Source organism: Agrobacterium sp. 22-223-1 (assembly GCF_053522385.1).
The window spans coordinates 465,578-482,101 of record NZ_JBNWCN010000002.1; the positions used below are offsets into that span (position 1 = coordinate 465,578).

At 61.0% G+C, this 16,524-nt stretch carries 14 protein-coding genes and 1 riboswitch; of the genes, 6 read left to right on the forward strand and 8 right to left on the reverse strand.

Annotated features, from left to right (window positions below; genetic code table 11):
* Positions 1 to 37 precede the first annotated feature (37 nt).
* The gene (locus tag ACQZ60_RS14240; protein ID WP_448735474.1) at positions 38 to 1,582 is read left to right on the forward strand and encodes a glycerol-3-phosphate dehydrogenase; all 1,545 of its coding nucleotides are present in this window, start codon (positions 38 to 40) and stop codon (positions 1,580 to 1,582) included.
* A 19-nt stretch (positions 1,583 to 1,601) separates the two neighbouring features.
* Here ACQZ60_RS14240 and ACQZ60_RS14245 read toward each other — a convergent pair whose 3' ends face one another.
* Positions 1,602 to 2,834, reverse strand: coding sequence for an ROK family protein (locus ACQZ60_RS14245; RefSeq protein ID WP_448735475.1), 1,233 nt, complete (start codon positions 2,832 to 2,834; stop codon positions 1,602 to 1,604).
* A gap of 242 nt (positions 2,835 to 3,076) precedes the next feature.
* Between ACQZ60_RS14245 and xylF the strand changes: the two genes are divergently transcribed.
* From xylF to metE, 4 genes are all read left to right on the forward strand, one after another.
* The gene (xylF, locus tag ACQZ60_RS14250; protein ID WP_059753660.1) at positions 3,077 to 4,117 is read left to right on the forward strand and encodes a D-xylose ABC transporter substrate-binding protein; all 1,041 of its coding nucleotides are present in this window, start codon (positions 3,077 to 3,079) and stop codon (positions 4,115 to 4,117) included.
* 243 nt (positions 4,118 to 4,360) lie between these two features.
* The gene (locus tag ACQZ60_RS14255) at positions 4,361 to 5,674 is read left to right on the forward strand and encodes a sugar ABC transporter permease (RefSeq protein ID WP_448735476.1); all 1,314 of its coding nucleotides are present in this window, start codon (positions 4,361 to 4,363) and stop codon (positions 5,672 to 5,674) included.
* Between the two features lie 18 nt (positions 5,675 to 5,692).
* Entirely contained in the window at positions 5,693 to 6,475 is a 783-nt protein-coding gene (locus ACQZ60_RS14260; protein WP_196380182.1) for an ATP-binding cassette domain-containing protein, read from the forward strand.
* Between the two features lie 61 nt (positions 6,476 to 6,536).
* A riboswitch (cobalamin riboswitch) is annotated at positions 6,537 to 6,748 on the forward strand.
* Positions 6,749 to 6,848: 100 nt separating this feature from the next.
* A complete protein-coding gene (gene metE, locus ACQZ60_RS14265; RefSeq protein ID WP_448735477.1) occupies positions 6,849 to 9,197 on the forward strand; it encodes a 5-methyltetrahydropteroyltriglutamate--homocysteine S-methyltransferase in 2,349 nt (782 codons plus the stop codon).
* Between the two features lie 192 nt (positions 9,198 to 9,389).
* On the opposite strand, the gene ACQZ60_RS14270 is transcribed toward metE, so the two are convergent.
* The 7 genes from ACQZ60_RS14270 to ACQZ60_RS14300 form a co-directional block, all read right to left on the reverse strand.
* Positions 9,390 to 9,623 (reverse strand): hypothetical protein, encoded by a 234-nt coding sequence (locus ACQZ60_RS14270; protein WP_020811749.1) that lies wholly within the window; start codon positions 9,621 to 9,623, stop codon positions 9,390 to 9,392.
* Positions 9,624 to 9,717: 94 nt separating this feature from the next.
* Complete coding sequence (locus tag ACQZ60_RS14275; protein WP_003520859.1) at positions 9,718 to 10,155, reverse strand: helix-turn-helix domain-containing protein; 438 nt, start codon at positions 10,153 to 10,155, stop codon at positions 9,718 to 9,720.
* Positions 10,156 to 10,281: 126 nt separating this feature from the next.
* Positions 10,282 to 11,427, reverse strand: coding sequence for a hypothetical protein (locus ACQZ60_RS14280; protein WP_448735478.1), 1,146 nt, complete (start codon positions 11,425 to 11,427; stop codon positions 10,282 to 10,284).
* Positions 11,424 to 12,137 carry a TfuA-like protein gene (locus ACQZ60_RS14285; protein ID WP_448735479.1) on the reverse strand — a complete coding sequence of 238 codons (714 nt, stop codon included), beginning with the start codon at positions 12,135 to 12,137 and terminating at the stop codon, positions 11,424 to 11,426. The genes ACQZ60_RS14280 and ACQZ60_RS14285 overlap by 4 nt, the downstream gene beginning before the upstream one ends.
* Positions 12,134 to 13,351, reverse strand: a complete 1,218-nt coding sequence (locus ACQZ60_RS14290; RefSeq protein WP_448735480.1) for a YcaO-like family protein — start codon at positions 13,349 to 13,351, stop codon at positions 12,134 to 12,136. The genes ACQZ60_RS14285 and ACQZ60_RS14290 overlap by 4 nt, the downstream gene beginning before the upstream one ends.
* 16 nt (positions 13,352 to 13,367) lie before the next feature.
* Positions 13,368 to 13,796: a hypothetical protein gene (locus ACQZ60_RS14295; RefSeq protein WP_003520863.1), complete on the reverse strand. Its 429-nt coding sequence runs from the start codon at positions 13,794 to 13,796 to the stop codon at positions 13,368 to 13,370.
* Between the two features lie 8 nt (positions 13,797 to 13,804).
* A complete protein-coding gene (locus tag ACQZ60_RS14300; protein WP_174057939.1) occupies positions 13,805 to 15,757 on the reverse strand; it encodes a BTAD domain-containing putative transcriptional regulator in 1,953 nt (650 codons plus the stop codon).
* A 172-nt stretch (positions 15,758 to 15,929) separates the two neighbouring features.
* Between ACQZ60_RS14300 and ACQZ60_RS14305 the strand changes: the two genes are divergently transcribed.
* Positions 15,930 to 16,421 (forward strand): hypothetical protein, encoded by a 492-nt coding sequence (locus ACQZ60_RS14305; protein WP_035261386.1) that lies wholly within the window; start codon positions 15,930 to 15,932, stop codon positions 16,419 to 16,421.
* Positions 16,422 to 16,524: the final 103 nt, after the last annotated feature.

Below are 16,524 nucleotides of genomic sequence, written 5' to 3' on the forward strand. Positions count from 1 at the left end.
ATGGGGACGCGATCCCCGACGCTGTCGTGGAGGCTCTATGTCCGGCGAGAATATTTTCGATCTTTTTGTCATCGGCGGCGGCATCAATGGCTGCGGCATTGCCCGCGATGCCGTGGGCAGGGGCTATTCCGTGGCGCTTGCGGAAAAGGGCGATTTCGCTTCCGGTACGTCTTCCGCCGCCACCAAGCTCATTCATGGCGGCCTGCGTTACCTTGAACATTACGAGTTTCGTCTGGTGCGCGAAGCGCTGATGGAGCGGGAAATCCTCTGGGCCATGGCCCCGCATGTCATCTGGCCCATGCGTTTCGTCCTGCCCATCCAGAAAGGCGGTGTGCGCCCGGCCTGGATGGTCCGGCTCGGCCTGTTTCTTTATGACAATCTCGGTGGCCGCAAGCTTTTGCCGGCGACCCGCACGCTCGATCTTCGCAAGGACCCGGCGGGCAAGCCGCTGAAGCCGGCTTTCGCCAGGGCTTTCGAATATTCCGACGGCTGGGTGGATGATGCCCGTTTCGTGGTCCTCAATGCGCGCGACGCGGCCAATCGCGGCGCGACGATCATGAACCGCACGCGGGTCGTTTCCGCACGGCGCGAAGGCGAGCTGTGGCTCATCGAGACGCTGGACGAAAAAACTGGACGTGCGGAGACACATAAAGCGCGCATGCTGGTGAATGCCGCCGGTCCCTGGGTGGACAAGGTGCTTTCCGGCGTCTTCGGCCGCAACGACGTGCATAATGTCCGGCTCGTGCAGGGCAGCCACATCATTGTGCGCAGGAAGTTCTCCGATCCGCGCGCCTACTTCTTCCAGAATCTGGATAACCGCATCATCTTCGCCATCCCCTATGAGCGCGATTTCACGCTGATCGGCACCACGGACCGCGATTACAAGGGCGATCCGGCCAGCGTTCGCATCTCCGAGGAGGAGATTTCCTATCTCTGCAATGCGGCCAGCGACTATTTCAGTGAGCCGGTTCGGCCGGAAGATATCGTCTGGACCTATTCCGGCGTGCGCCCGCTATTTGATGACGGCGCTTCGAAAGCGCAGGAAGCGACGCGCGATTATGTGCTGAAAGTGGAAGAGGGGGAAGGCGAAGCGCCGCTCCTCAATATTTTCGGCGGCAAGCTCACCACCTATCGGCGGCTGGCGGAACATGCGCTGGAAAAGATCGGTGCGGCGATTGGCGAAAAGGGTAAGCCGTGGACGGCGGGCTCGCATCTTCCCGGCGGCGATTTCGGTGCCCAAAGATATGAGGCGCAGGTGCAGGCGCTTGTCTCCCGTTATCCCTTCCTTGACGGACGCCATGCCGAGCGACTTGTCAGAAACTACGGCACCAAGGCGGCGGAACTGTTGGGCAGCGCTACCGATGTCTCCGGCCTCGGCCGGCATTTCGGCGGCACGCTTTATGAATGCGAGGTGCGCTGGCTGGTTGAGCACGAATGGGCCTGTGCGGCCGAGGACATTCTCTGGCGGCGCACGAAACAGGGCCTGCGCCTGAACAAGGACGAGGCCGCCGGTCTCGACGAGTTCGTGGCTGTGTTGATGGGTGGCGGGCAAAAGGCCGAAGCGGTGGCGGAGCGGGCCTGAAAATGCGCCGGTTGCCCCGTCAGCTCCCGGAACTCTTCGCCGGCCTCTCCGGGCCGTCGGCGCTCAGGATATAGTCGTCGGCGGCTGAAAGCGCGTGTTCCATATGCCCTTCGAACACCAGTTCCGGCTCGTTGGGCGCTATGGCGATTTTCGGCATGCCGCCGAAACGCACCGCCTGCGATTGCGCCAGACCGTCGCGCAGGCCGCTTTCCAGAAGATCGAAATAGCGGGTGCCGGGGCCGGTGATGAAGACCGGCATATGGCCATGCAGGCTGAAGAGGCGTGAAAGGCCGTTGCCGAGCGCAAGTCCGGCGGTGCGGAAGGCGAACCGCGCCATGCGGGCGCCGGTGCGGGCCGAGGCGGCGATCTTGTCCACCTCGGCGATCGGCACGAATTTCGCCGGTTCCGCCTGCGGCGGGGCTTCGAAAGCAGAACGCAGTATGGCGTAAAACCCGGAATAGGCCTCGATGCAGCCTGTGGTGCCGCAACGGCACAGCGCGCCGTCGGCCAGATGCAGCATATGGCCGAAATTGGGGGCACTGACCTCGATTGCGCCGCCCGTCGAGCGGGCGATGCCAAGGCCGATGCTGTGGCCGAGCGACAGGGTGACGAGGGCCTCCGGCGCCGGGTTTTCTTTTGCCTGCTCCCGCATCCAGATGGCTTTTGCGGCCAACAGCGTCTCGTTGTTCAGCGTCACGCGAATGCGGCCGTCCCCGGAAACGAGCCGCTGGAAATCGATCCTTTCGTCACCGAGAACCGGCGACCAGACAAGTGTTGCCGCGGCCGCATCCACCAGCCCCTTGCTGCTGATCGAGACCTGGAGAATATCGTGCCGGTCGATGCGCGAGCGATCGGCAAGTCTTGCGAGGCCGGCGAGGATCGCGCCGCCGAATGTGCCTTTCTCAGCCGCAATCCTCTGTTCGGTGAAGCGGTCCACCAGCTTGCCGGCATAATCGACCAACGAATATTGCACGCTGTCGGAAGAGATGATGACGATGGCGACATGGCAGAAAGCGCCGCGCGGGCCGAAGAGAATGCGTGGCCGGCCGCGGCCGGCAGTCGCGAGCTGCTCTTTCCGCAGAATGAGACCGGCCCGCTCAAGTTCGGTGGTGATGGCGGAGACGGTTGCGGAGGCAAGCCCGGTGAAAGACGACATGTCGGTATGGGAAAGGCTGCCGTGCAGGCGCAGCGCCGCCATCACCGACAGGCTGTTTTTCTGGCGCACCAGTTCCGTACTTGCAATGGCGGACATGGGCTGGGGCATGCTCCCTGAACGGCCTTTTTCCTGTCGTGCTGATCCACTCTGATGGCGCATGCCAGAGCGAAGATCAAGGCACCCGGATGCTGCCCGCAGCCGTTGTTGACAGCATGGGGAATCTCTGACATTAATTTTCTCGACTGTCGAGAAAATTGTGAAACCACAGAGACCGGCAGCTTTTTCCGGGCGTTTTTCCTGCATGGAGGTGCAGGCTTCGCCCTTACCGGGAGGACATCATGAATTCTTTTGCCAAGCTTTTGGCGGGTACAGCCGTACTCGTTTCCCTGCATACCGCGGCTATCGCGGCCGATCTCGTCGTTGGCGTTTCCTGGTCGAATTTCCAGGAAGAACGCTGGAAAACGGATGAGGCAGCCATCAAGGCGGCGCTCGACAAGGCCGGCGCGAAATACATCTCCGCCGATGCGCAATCATCCGCCGCAAAGCAGCTGACCGACGTGGAATCGCTGATCTCGCAGGGCGCCAACGCGCTGATCATTCTGGCGCAGGACAGCGACGCGATTGGCCCGGCCGTTGAAAAGGCCGTTGCCGAGGGCATTCCGGTCGTGGGTTACGACCGTCTGATCGAAAACCAGAACGCCTTCTACATCACCTTCGATAACAAGGAAGTCGGCCGTCTGCAGGCTGCCGAAGTCTTCAAGGTGAAGCCCGAAGGCAATTACGTCTTCATCAAGGGCTCCTCTTCCGATCCGAATGCGGACTTCCTGTTCGCCGGTCAGCAGGAAGTGCTGAAGGCGGCCATTGACGGCGGCAAGATCAAGAATGTCGGCGAAGCCTATACCGATGGCTGGAAGCCGGAAAATGCCCAGAAGAACATGGAACAGTTCCTGACCAAGAATAACAACAAGGTCGATGCGGTCGTCGCCTCGAATGACGGCACGGCCGGCGGTGCAATCGCCGCTCTCGCCGCGCAGGGCATGGCCGGTTCGGTTCCCGTGTCCGGTCAGGATGCCGATTTCGCCGCGCTGAACCGCGTCGCGCTCGGTACGCAGACGGTGTCGGTCTGGAAGGACAGCCGTGAACTCGGCAAGGAAGCGGCCGGCATCGCGCTGGAACTGGCCGGCGGCAAGAAGATGACGGAGATCAAGGGCGTCACGGCCTTTGATGGCGGCCCGAAGAAGGTCACGATGCAGTCGGTCTTCCTGAAGCCGATCGCCATCACCAAGGACAATCTGAACGTCGTCATCGATGCCGGCTGGATCAAGAAGGAAACGGCCTGCCAGGGTGTGAAGGCCGGAACCGTCAAAGCCTGCGATTGATCGAATAGGTCCCGGTTCGGGCGCTGCGCCATGGTTCATGGCGCGGCGCCTTTAGAGCATTTCCAGGAAAAGTGGGCCCCGGTTTTCCGTTCGGAAATGCGTAAAAACAAAGAGTTAGAGCATTTCCAGGAAAAGTGGGCCCCGGTTTTCTGTTCGGAAATGCGCCAGAACAAAGCGTTGGAGCGTTTTCGCGATTCAGGGAAAAGCGAAAGCGCTCTAAGATGTAAGGAGCACCGGCAGTTCATGGCCGATATGACCCAATCCAATTCCACAACGTCGCAAAAGACGGAAAAAACAGGCTCGATAACGCGCTTCATCAACGCCACCGAGTTGGATACCAGACTGCTCGGCATGGTCGGCGCGCTTCTTCTGATCTGGATCGGATTTCATATCCTGTCCGGCGGGCTGTTCCTGACGCCGCGAAACCTCTGGAACCTTTCCGTGCAGACCGCGTCCGTGGCCGTCATGGCGACCGGCATGGTGCTCGTTATCGTCACCCGCAATATCGACCTGTCGGTCGGGTCGATCCTCGGCTTTTCCGGCATGATCATGGGTGTCATGCAGGCGGAAATCCTGCCGCAGATCCTCGGCTTCGAACATTGGGCGACATGGATCGTCACGCTCATGGTCGGCATTCTTGTCGGCGGCGCCATCGGCATGCTGCAGGGCTCCATCATCGCCTTCCTCAACGTGCCGTCCTTCATCGTCACGCTTGGCGGTCTGCTGGTCTGGCGCGGCGGCACCTGGTTCATCACCAGCGGCCGCACCGTGGCGCCGATGGATTCAACCTTCCGCCTGATGGGCGGCGGCACCAGCGGCTCGATCGGCGCGACATGGAGCTGGATCGCCGCCGTCATCGCCTGCGTCGCCATCATTGCGGCCATCCTGAACTCCCGCCATCAGCGCCGGCGTTTCGGCTTTCCGTTGCGGCCCGTCTGGGCGGAGTATTTTCTGGCCGCGCTCGGTTGCCTCGTCGTCATCGGTTTCGTGGCGGTGGTCAACAGCTACCCATGGCCGATCAACATCGCCCGCAACTATGCCGATGCCAATGGCATGGCCTGGCCTGAAGGCGGTCTGTTCATTTCGCACGGCATCGCCATTCCGGTGCTGATGGCGCTTGCCGTCGGTGCGGTCATGACCTTCATCGCCACGCGACTGCGCTTCGGCCGTTATGTCTTCGCCATCGGCGGCAACCCGGAAGCGGCCGAACTCGCCGGCATCAAGACCCGCTGGGTGACGGTGAAGATCTTCACGCTGATGGGCGTTCTGTGCGCCATCGCGGCGGCCATCTCGACCGCCCGCCTCAATGCCGCCACCAATGCCCAGGGCGAGCTGGACGAGCTTTACACCATCGCGGCGGCCGTCATCGGCGGCACCTCGCTTGCCGGTGGTGTCGGAACCATAGCGGGCGCGATGCTCGGCGCGCTCGTCATGCAGTCGCTGCAATCCGGCATGGTGCTGGTGGGCATCGATACGCCCTTCCAGCGCATCGTCGTCGGTGTGGTTCTGGTCGTCGCCGTCTGGCTCGACACCATCTACCGCGCCCGCGCCAAGTAAGAACCGAGGAGAACTCCTATGACGGACCAAGTCACGCCCCTCGTGGAAATGCGCAATATTTCCATTTCCTTCGGCGGCATCCATGCGGTGGAAAACGCTTCTGTCGATCTTTTCCCCGGTGAGGTGGTCGCCCTTCTCGGCCACAATGGCGCGGGCAAATCGACCCTTATCAAAATTCTCTCCGGCGCCTATCGGCGCGATGGCGGCGATATTCTCATCAACGGCGAGGATGCCGATATCCGCAATCCCCGCGATGCCAAGAAATACGGCATCGAGACCATCTACCAGACGCTGGCCGTGGCCGACAATGTCGATGCGGCGGCCAATCTTTATCTCGGCCGCGAGCTGAAGACGAAATGGGGCACGCTTGACGATGTCGCCATGGAAGCCTCGGCCCGCGAGGTCATGGGGCGTCTCAACCCCAATTTCCGGCGATTCAAGGAGCCGGTGAAGGCGTTGTCCGGCGGCCAGCGGCAATCCGTTGCCATCGCCCGCGCCATTCTGTTCGATGCCCGCATCCTCATCATGGACGAGCCGACGGCCGCACTCGGGCCGCAGGAAACGGCGCAGGTGGGCGATCTCGTCAAGGAGCTGAAACGGCAGGGCATCGGCATCTTCCTCATCAGCCACGATATTCACGATGTCTTCGATCTGGCCGACCGGGTCTTCGTGATGAAGAACGGCAAGGTGGTGGGCCATGCCCGCACGCAGGATGTCACCAAGGACGAGGTGCTTGGCATGATCATTCTGGGCAAGGTGCCGACCGGTGCGGTGCCGGGGCCGGGTGCGGTCGCGCTCTGAACTCAGTGAAATAAAGATATAAAGATTTCTTTATGTCTATTGACATCGTGGCACCCGTGGTGAGAAATGCGGGTGTCATGGTTCTCCGGGCTTGTTTGTTCGATCCCGGAGCTAAGAGGGAATCCGGTGCGCCGACGATCGGCAAGACCGGAGCTGCCCCCGCAACTGTAAGCGGCGAGCCTTTGTCCAACACGTCACTGGGGTAAACCCCGGGAAGACGGACAAAGGCGACGACCCGTAAGCCAGGAGACCTGCCAGGACAAAATAACGTCCACGGGCGGGGTGTCCCGGTGGTTGCTGCTATGGTCCGGCACAGGCCGGGCCTGCACGCGTCCGCTTTACCCATGCCCCCACAACCAAATGGGGTATGACAATGCCAGACAAGACCATTCCAGTCGCATCGCTCGGTTTTCCGAGGATCGGACGCCATCGCGAACTGAAGTTCGCGCTTGAAGGCTTCTGGTCCGGCAAGATTTCCGAGACGGAACTGCTCGAAACCGCAGCTAGGCTGCGCGCCGAAAACTGGGCGCTTCAGCGTGAGAAGGGGATTACCCATATCCCGTCCAACGATTTCTCCCTTTACGATCACGTTCTCGATACGGCCGTGATGGTGGGCGCCATTCCATCCCTTTATGGATGGGCGGGTGGGGATGTTTCCCTCTCCAACTATTTCGCCATGGCGCGCGGCAGCCAGAGCGAAGGGCATGCAGGCTGCGGCCATGGGCATGAAGGACATTCGCATCATGGTCAGGGCGTTCCCGCGCTGGAAATGACCAAATGGTTCGACACCAACTATCACTACATGGTGCCGGAGGTTTCAGAGGATCAGCATTTCGTGCTCACCTCGCAAAAGCCGGTCGACCACTTCCTTGAGGCGAAGGCGCTCGGCATCCATACGCGTCCGGTCATTCTCGGCCCGGTCACGTTCCTGAAACTCGCCAAGGCGCGCGAGGCAGCCTTCAAGCCTCTCGATCTGCTGGCAAGGTTGCTGCCCGTCTATGAAGAGCTGCTGCGTCGCCTGCGCGCGGCCGGTGCGGACTGGGTGCAGATCGATGAGCCGGTCGCCGTGCTCGATCTTTCCGAGGGGGAGCGGCACGCGCTGGCCGTGGCCTATCGGGCTTTGTCGAAGGCCGCGCCGGATTTGAAAATCCTGCTCGCCACCTATTTCGGTGGGCTTGAGGATAATCTCGAAGCCGTCGCAGCGCTTCCGGTCGCGGGCCTTCATGTCGATCTGGTGCGAGCGCCCGATGCGCTGGAGGCGGTGTTGAAGGCTTTGCCGGGAAATCGCGTCCTGTCGCTGGGTGTCATCGACGGCCGCAACATCTGGCGCGCTGATCTCGCTGCAATTATTACCCGATTGGAACCCGCCATCGCGGCACGCGGTGCGGCGGCGTTTCAGATCGCGCCGTCCTGCTCGCTGCTGCATGTCCCGGTCGATCTCGAACTGGAAACCGGCCTCGATGCCGATCTGAAAAGCTGGCTTTCCTTCGCCACCCAGAAGCTCGGCGAACTTGCCGCGCTTGGCAGGGCTCTCGGTGAGGGCAAGGCTGCTGTCGCGACGGAACTGGAGGCTGCCTCCAAGGCCGTTGCCGCGCGTGCATCCTCGCCGAAGGTAACGGACGTCGCCGTGCAGAAGCGTATTGCGACGATTGGCGAGGCCGACAGGAAGCGGGTGAGCCCGTTTGCCGAGCGGCAGAAAGTGCAATCGCAGGCCATTGCGCTGCCGCTTTTCCCGACGACGACCATCGGCTCCTTCCCGCAGACGCCGGAGGTGCGCAAGGCCAGATCGGCGCATTCCAAGGGCGCGCTGACGGATGCGCAATATGAAAAATTCCTGCAGAAGGAAACCGAAATGACCATTCGCTGGCAGGAGGAAATCGGTCTCGACGTTCTCGTCCACGGCGAGTTCGAGCGCAATGACATGGTGCAATATTTCGGCGAACAGCTTTCCGGCTTCGCTTTCACCCAGCATGCCTGGGTGCAGAGTTACGGCTCGCGTTATGTGCGCCCGCCCATCATTTTCGGCGATGTGTCGCGTCCGAAAGCGATGACGGTTCGCTGGTGGGAATATTCCCAGTCGCTCACCGACAAACCCGTCAAGGGCATGCTGACCGGGCCGGTGACGATCCTCAACTGGTCCTTCGTCCGCGACGATATCGCCAGAAGCCTGACATGCCGCCAGATCGCGCTCGCCATCCGCGATGAGGTCAATGATCTCGAAGCGGCCGGTGCGCAGATGATCCAGATCGATGAGGCAGCTCTTCGCGAAGGACTGCCGCTTCGGCACCGGCATTGGCAGGATTATCTCGGCTGGGCGGTGGAATGCTTCCGCATTTGCTCCAGCGGTGTGGGCGACCGCACACAGGTTCACACCCATATGTGCTATTCCGAATTCAACCAGATCATCGATGCCATTGCTGCCATGGACGCCGACGTGATCTCCATCGAGACCTCGCGTTCGAAGATGGAATTGCTGGATGCGTTTCGGACCTACAAATACCCGAACCAGATCGGTCCCGGCGTTTACGACATCCATTCCCCGCGTGTGCCGGCGGTTGGAGAAATGGTCGATCTTCTGGCGCTGGCGCGAGAGCGGCTTGACGACCGGCAGCTCTGGATCAATCCGGATTGCGGCCTGAAGACGCGTAAATGGGAAGAGGTCAGGCCGGCACTGGTCAACATGGTCGCCGCCGCTGCCGAGCTTCGCCGCGCGGTGCTCTGATATGAATGGAGGCCCGGCGAGAACCGGGCCTCCATCATGGCTTCCGCCGGGAAAATGTGGGGGAGGGCATATGAATGCCTCTCCGGAAGGATGGAGCCAGCCGGACAGGCAGAGGGAACGTTTCCGGGCCTACGACTGGAGATCGGTGTGGAAACGCTCAATCCCGGCGGATTTACGCCGTTGCGGAAGCGCTCAATGCAGATCGGCCTGAGCGAAGGCGCCGACATTCAGCTCTGCGCTTACCGGCGGCAGACCCTGCTGATTGATGTCCTGGGCCAGCGACAACAATGCCATCTCCAGGAAATAGGTCGACATGCCCAGTTCCAGAGATTTCGAGCGCTGGCAAAGATAGGAAACCATCCGCCCGAGCGCCAGAATCTCGTCTGCATTGTCCTGTTCAAGTATAGCTGTGGTAGACGCCGCCATGATTCCCTCTCGACAGTCGACAGTATGAAAACGCGATAATGTTGCGTTGTTCATTTTCGACCACATCGAGCGTCACGCGAGCGTCACACCTGCGTCAATCGTCGTTTTTGTCCGCCGGCGCGGCGGCATTTTCCGCCGCTTCAGTGGCGGCGAGCGATGTCACGAGAGCGACGATGCTTCGGCGCACGGCGGCGCTCTTGATGCGCGAAAAGGCTTGGTTGAGCGAAAAGCCTTCATTCGAGGCCACGAAGGTCTGCATGGCATTGATCGTGCCAAGGGCCGGATTGGCCGGGTCGCCATCGGGCGTGGCATTGGCGAACAGGGAGCTGACCTCAACGCCGAGAATCGACGCAATGGCCTGCAGACGGGACGCGCCGACACGATTGGCGCCCTTTTCATACTTCTGGACCTGCTGGAAGGTGATGCCCAATCGCCCGGCCAGCGCACTCTGGCTCATGCCGAGCGACTTGCGGCGCATTCTGATTTGTGCGCCGACATGGACGTCGATCGGGCTGGGTAGTTTGGCGTGCATTACAAATTCCTCCGGTTGAGGTTCTTAAATCCGATGATTATCAATTAATATTGTTGAAGGTATACATTCAACACAATTTCCACGGGTATTATGACGCTTTATTGACGAAATTGCACGATTTTTCGTTCATAATCGCGTGTCCGGGCCGCGATTTATTATTTTTGTTGCACAACGCAACGCACCGTTGCGGCTGGAAAGATGGCTCCATCCGGCCACGCCGATGGTCTGAAAGCCGATTCTGTCCCAAATTTCTCGGTTCATTGCATCGAATTCCTCAAGCGACTCGGTATCGCCGAAATGCGGAATCCAGACGAATGGCCGTTTCTGACCGGAACGTATGACATTTTCAAGAAGGACATTGTTGTAAAGTCTGGGCAGGCATTTGTTGGTGTCGATGGCCGGCGAAAGCGGGATGGGATTTCGTTCTATCGCAAAGCCCTGCCGCGCGAGCCAAAGTGCCGAGGCGTCCAGTTTTCTTTTCAGCTCGGTTGCGGCGCGAGCGTTGCATCCGCCATGCGCGACAGGGTCGGCAACGAGCAATAGCGGCCGGCCGCCGCTTCTCAGACCGGTGACGGAAACGAACTGGTCAACGTGGAAGCCGCATTGGTGCATTTTTTTGCCGGCAATCTCCGCTCCGCAAGTTTCCATCGCGGAAAAATCGGAGGAGACCGGGATTTTGCCGAGATCTTCCGGCCGATATCCGAAACTGAAGATGTTTCTGCCGTCGAGAGCCTGAATTTTTCGCCACCGCTGCGAAGGGATGGCCGCATTCCTTCCGATCCCCCTGTCATCCTGCAGGCTGGAATGGCCGACCAGCCGAAAATCCGGGCCGACAAGCTGGTTGCCCCCTGCCAAGGCGACATCCGAATGCGTGGTTGCCGCTCCCAGATATTCGGCCAGGCTGACACCGATGGCTTTCTCCGCCACCAGGACGAATTCCGCCGCAGCATCAGCTGCACGCACATGGAGCATGTCCTGTATCCATGGATGCGAAATGCCGTCGTTTCCGGCAAGGGGTATCAGCTCGGCGCTGCAAGAGGCTGGCAGGCTGCCGAGCCAGTCTCGTGCTGACCCGAGACTGGCTCGATCGGTCACGATAACGGCGGTGATATCCGCAGGCAGGGCCGAGAGCAGATTTCCAATTGGAATGAGCGGTGAAACAGTGTCAGCCGCCCTGTTTTCCGCAAAAAAAGAGGCGGGAAGCGTCAGCGCAATCGTGCGGATCAGCCCGCCGCAATCGGGCATCAGAGGCAAGGGCTGGATGGCGCTCAAGACGCTTCGTCCCCTGCCGCCCGCCTTGCCGCCAATTGCTGGAAAAACATCGTATTCTGAAGCTTCCATGATGGCGGCGGTGGGGATGGAAACGTTTCGCCCGTGAGCATTGCCAGAAGCCTGGCCGCATCGTTTCTTTTGACGGAAACCGCATTGGCCGCGAGCAGATTTGCCGTCGCGGAACCGAGGCCGGCTTCCGCGGCGATAGCGCGCCATGTCCTGCGGGTAAAATGCAGATTGTTGGCTGCGCGTGTGAGCGCGTCATATTCCTCTGGAGCGACCGTATCGCGGCAGGCGGCAAACGTCGCCTCGGCATCGACCAGCGCGACTGTCAGCGGGCGGTAATCGAGCGCGCCGGGTGCATGGCTCACCGCCACATCGGCGTCGGAAAAACGCCGCCCATCCCGATAGGCTTCGAAAATCTCGCCGATGCCTATCATGCCGAAGGGGGCGCATTCCGCCGCCCGGAGCGCCCCCATGCTGGCGGCGCCGAAAACGGTGACGCCGCTCGACAGTGCAAACAGGATTTCCTTGTGCCAGACGGCGGCGCAATCGCCATAGAGCCCGTCGATCAGTCCGATTGTCCCGACGCCTTGCCGGACCGCATCGAAAATATCGCCGCAGGCGGCCGGACCGCGAAGATCGAGACCGGACGTATATTCGCCTGCGATGCCGTGGATGGACGGGCCTGCAAAAACCACCGGCTTCATCCGAGGCCTCCGACGGTCAGCAGGTGATCGAGAGTGCGCTGCGAGATGTGTTGCAGGCCGCCGCCGGCCGGAGCAAGGCCGCTTGCCAAAACCCGCACCACATGCAGGCCGGATACCTCCGTTTCCAGCGGAAAGACATAGATATCCTCGATGCCGCCGGCGAACAGGTGTGTCGCAAGCTGACGCCATGGCGGCGAAGACGCGTCATGTATAAAATCGAGATTGGCCGACACCCTTTCCATCGGCTGCACGCCGGAGGCCGAAGACCCGGCCGCAACCATATCCCGCTGGTAGCGGAGAGGAGAAAGATCGTCCCTCGCGCCGCTGATATCGGTCAATCGCGACTGGATCGCCTCCAGCAAGGCTGCAATCGCAGCGCCATGGATATCAGGCCGGCAGGCAGCCCCCGCGGCGCTGCGGGTGGCTGGCCCGTCCTGTGCCTGAAGCGACCGGGGCAGGCTCGCCATCGCCACAGGCACGCCAAGCCCATTCGTCATGTCGAAGAAGGACGGCGGCAGGCCGATATTCGACAGGTGTCGAACAAGACCGTCGAAGGAAGGATCGACGCCCGCCGGAATGAGGATCGGTCGCGGTGCGATGGCGCGCGTCTCGAAAGTATCGACGAGAAAGCAGGCATCGTTTTCAATGAGTTCGAGCAGGGCATGGAGGACCGCATGGTCATGGTCGAACCCCGCCGCGAGCCCTTGGGAACTCATGCGGAAGGCCTGCCGGTCCCATGGGAAATCCACCCGGAAATCCATGCCGACAAGTTCGTAAGGCGCAAAAACCTCCCCCTGCCGGCGAATGGATATGCCCTTCACCCAGGCGCGTTCTTTTCGCGGATCGAGCGCGTCGCAATCGACCCTGCCGACGGTTTCGAAGGGAATGAGAGGAGTTCCCTTGTCCCGCATCTCCTGAACGGAGCTGAAGGCGGCGATATGTTTGCGGGTTTCTTCGGCAACCGCGCCTTCGATTGCCTCCATGATCGCCGATAGCCGGGCCTGTTCCGCGACAAGCCCCTTGCCCTGCGAGATCGACAGCCCGCGCGAATTGGGCCGGGCCGCGAACCAGACGGGAATGCCGATAATATCGAGGCCGGTCACGTCGCCGACACGGGTAATCCCGAACCGCCGAAGCAGTCCGGGATCGAAGAACGAAGCGTCGACATGCCTTGAAGCCGCTGTCGCTGATATGGGAGCATCGGCGCTGGTCAAGGCTGCGCGACCGCGATCAGGGCGCCGTGTTGCTGTCGTCGGCAAGGATGGCGTCGAACAGCTCGCCGGTGACGGAGCCGGCCGGGCCGACAGCCTTCAGGGCCGCTTCGATCGGTGCCTGTACCATGCGGTTGAAATCCCAGCCGGCGTCGTTCACTTCGCCGATGAAGGCGAAATCGGCTTCGGAAACCACCGCGCCGCCGGAGACGAGGGCTTCGATGCCCTGAATCTGAACCTGATCCAGTTCCGCTTCCGGCTGGCCGTTCTGGCGAACGAGCATGGACTTTGCGGCGGCTGCCACGCGGGCATAACCATCCACGCCGGGATGGCTGGCTTCATAGGCGGCAATCGTCTCATGCGACACGGACGCAACCCTGAGCGGCGCCGTGCGAATGAAGAGAACGCCGAAACCCTTTTTTCCGACAATGAAGAAATGCGAGGACATAGTATCTCCTATTTGATCCCAGCTAATCGAAGTGCGTGATAGAATTTTTCATTCGCTATCGGGTCTCGGTCTGGAGACAGGCTGCTGATCTCCCTCGCCGTCATACCCGGATAGTTTTCCTGAAGCCTGTTGCCGGATTCCCGAGCGGAGGCCAGATCGCCATGCAGCGCGTGGCTTGCGGTGAGGACGCGTAGCGCAGGCTCGTCATTTTCCATCCGCCCGCACAGTTCCACCGCCGTGCCGTAATCCTCGCGCTTGAAAGCGATGCTGGCGCCGGCCCACCAGTAGATGTCGGGCGCCAGCGGATTGAGGTCGATGGCCTGCTGAAACTTCTCCCAGGCGATTTCCGCATCGCCGAAATGAGCGAGGGCATCGGCATGCTGGAGCAGGAGGTCGGCCGAATTGGGCGCCAGCGCCTCCGCCTCGAAGAATTTTTCGGCGGAGATGTCGAAGTCCCGCTGGTAGAGCGCCACCACCGCGCACATCCAGTGGCCCACACCGAGGGCGGGGTCGATCTCGACGGAAGAATCGGCCTCCGCCTTGGCGCGGTGCAGGAGATGGGGGTCGTTGCCGCCCAGCATCAGCCATTCGAGTTGCAGGCTCTGTGCCACGCGGGCGCGGGCAACCGCCATGCTGTGGTCGAGATCGACGGCCTTGCGGAACATCGAACGGGCTCTTCTGAGAAGCGGCAGATCGCATTTGCCGCGCAGAAGCTGCTGGCCTTCCAGCAATTGCCGGTAGGCCTCGCCGCTGTGGTTGCGGTCGGGCTCCACCTGAAGCCGCTCGATTTCGCGGGCAAGCGCCGCCGCCACCTGTTTGGAGAGCAGCCGGAAGGCGGCGTGGATATGCCGTTCGGTCAGGACCGCCTCCAGTGACCAGACGATTTCACCGCTTGCATCCTCGATCAGCGCGACCGACATGCGGGTTTCGTCGAACACGGTCGAAATGATGCGGTAATCCGCCCGTAGCATGGCGTAGCCGTCATCGGCCCGGTCATGAGCCAGCGCAAAGGTGCTGTGCGGCGAAAGGACGGTGAAGGTGCGGTATCGGACAAGGCTGTTGGCGACATCCTCAACGAAGGCATGCATGACCGGCGAGACCGGCTGCCCGTCGACCCGTGCCGGGCGGACGAATGCGACACGCGGTTTTGCCATTGATTTTCGGCGACTGCCTTCTTCCGGCTCGGCGGGGGCCGTTATCGTGGCGGCCAGACTTTGTATTCTCCGCCTCAGCGCCACGGTTTCCGCTTCCGGCGAACGACCCTCCTGACGAAGCTGCTCCATCAGAAGCTGGTACATGCCCTCGCAGGCGCTGATATTTCCGATCCGCGCATAGGCCGCCATGGCGGCGCGGTAGGTTTCTTCGCGCTCCGGTTCGATCTTGCAGGCGCATTCGGCAAGTCTGGCGATGTCGTTCGAGCTGGCGCGGCCGAACCGAGTCAGTTCCTCCAGAAGCTGGGTGTAGCTCGAAAAGAACAGGTCCCTGAGACGGCGGCGCTCCGAAAGCAGCCAGAGATAAAGATGGTCCTGCCCGGCCTCCAGCCCCTCCAGCAACTCGCCGCCGAATTCGAGCAGCGCATTGAGCCGCCGCATCGGGTCTTCGGCCCTTGCGCCGGCAAGAAAGATGGCAAGGTCGGTGCGCTGCGCCAGCTTGCCGGCCTTCAGGTCGTTTCCTTCGGTCAGAAGGATGGCATCGTCCTCATTGGGCAGTTTCTGCAGGCGGAGAATGAGCTGCCGCAAATTGCCGAGAGCCCTTTTCTGCTCAACATTTTCCCACAAAAGCGATGCGGCATGCTGGCGGGAAAGGGACTGGTTCGGCGCAAGGATGAGGGCGGCGGTAAGGGCGAAGCCCTTGGACGGAAAAAATGCCTCCCGCACCGCATCACAGCGCGGGGTGCCAAAAAGCCGGATCGGTATCAGTTCAGCGTTCCCAGCCACTTTCGTCCCCTCATGAACCATCATCTAACAACGTGTCCGGGAAATTGAAAGTCATCATAGCGTTCCATTTGACGCTGGTGTGACGCGGCCTGCCTATTGTCGCAGACAGAAGCATGAATGACGGGTGGAAAACAGCGGACATGCGACGGGCAGGCATCGGGAATTTTCGACAGTGATAGCGTTTAACGGAAGCTACATGGCCTTCGAGCCGCGTATCGAGCCTTACCAGCGTGCCGACGATGTCGGATATGCGGTCAGTGAATTCATGTGGTTCAAGGGCCGTCCGTTCTATCCGGTCTCGGCGCTGGTCCATGCGAAGGTCGCGCATGCCAGGCTGTCGGCGGAAAAGGGCGACGACGAGGACGAGGATAATCTCGATATTCTCTTTCGCATGCCGCTGGTAGCGGGCGGGCACTTTTTCGAGATCGTGCTGCGTTCGAATGAAGGGACGTCCTACGGCGGCTGGGTTTGGGGAGAAGAACTGGAAATCCTGAATGAATTCGTCAACGGCTATCGCGTTCTGGCGGGGAAGTTCGACGACAGGCTCATCCGATTCGAATATTCCAGGCGGTTTCAGCGTTACCGCACGATCGAGCCGCTGCCGGTGGAAAAATCCGTCTTCCTGATCCAGCGGGAGGCAAAACCCTATGCGGGCAAGCGTGGTCTGCCGGGAGTTCCGGTGGCCTGATCGCGGGGGCGCCCTTTGGGACAACGGGCGGAAGGCATGGATGCGCGTATTGCGGCATGTCCGGCAAAGCACGGCTTTATCGGAAGTCACCCGGGAATATTTT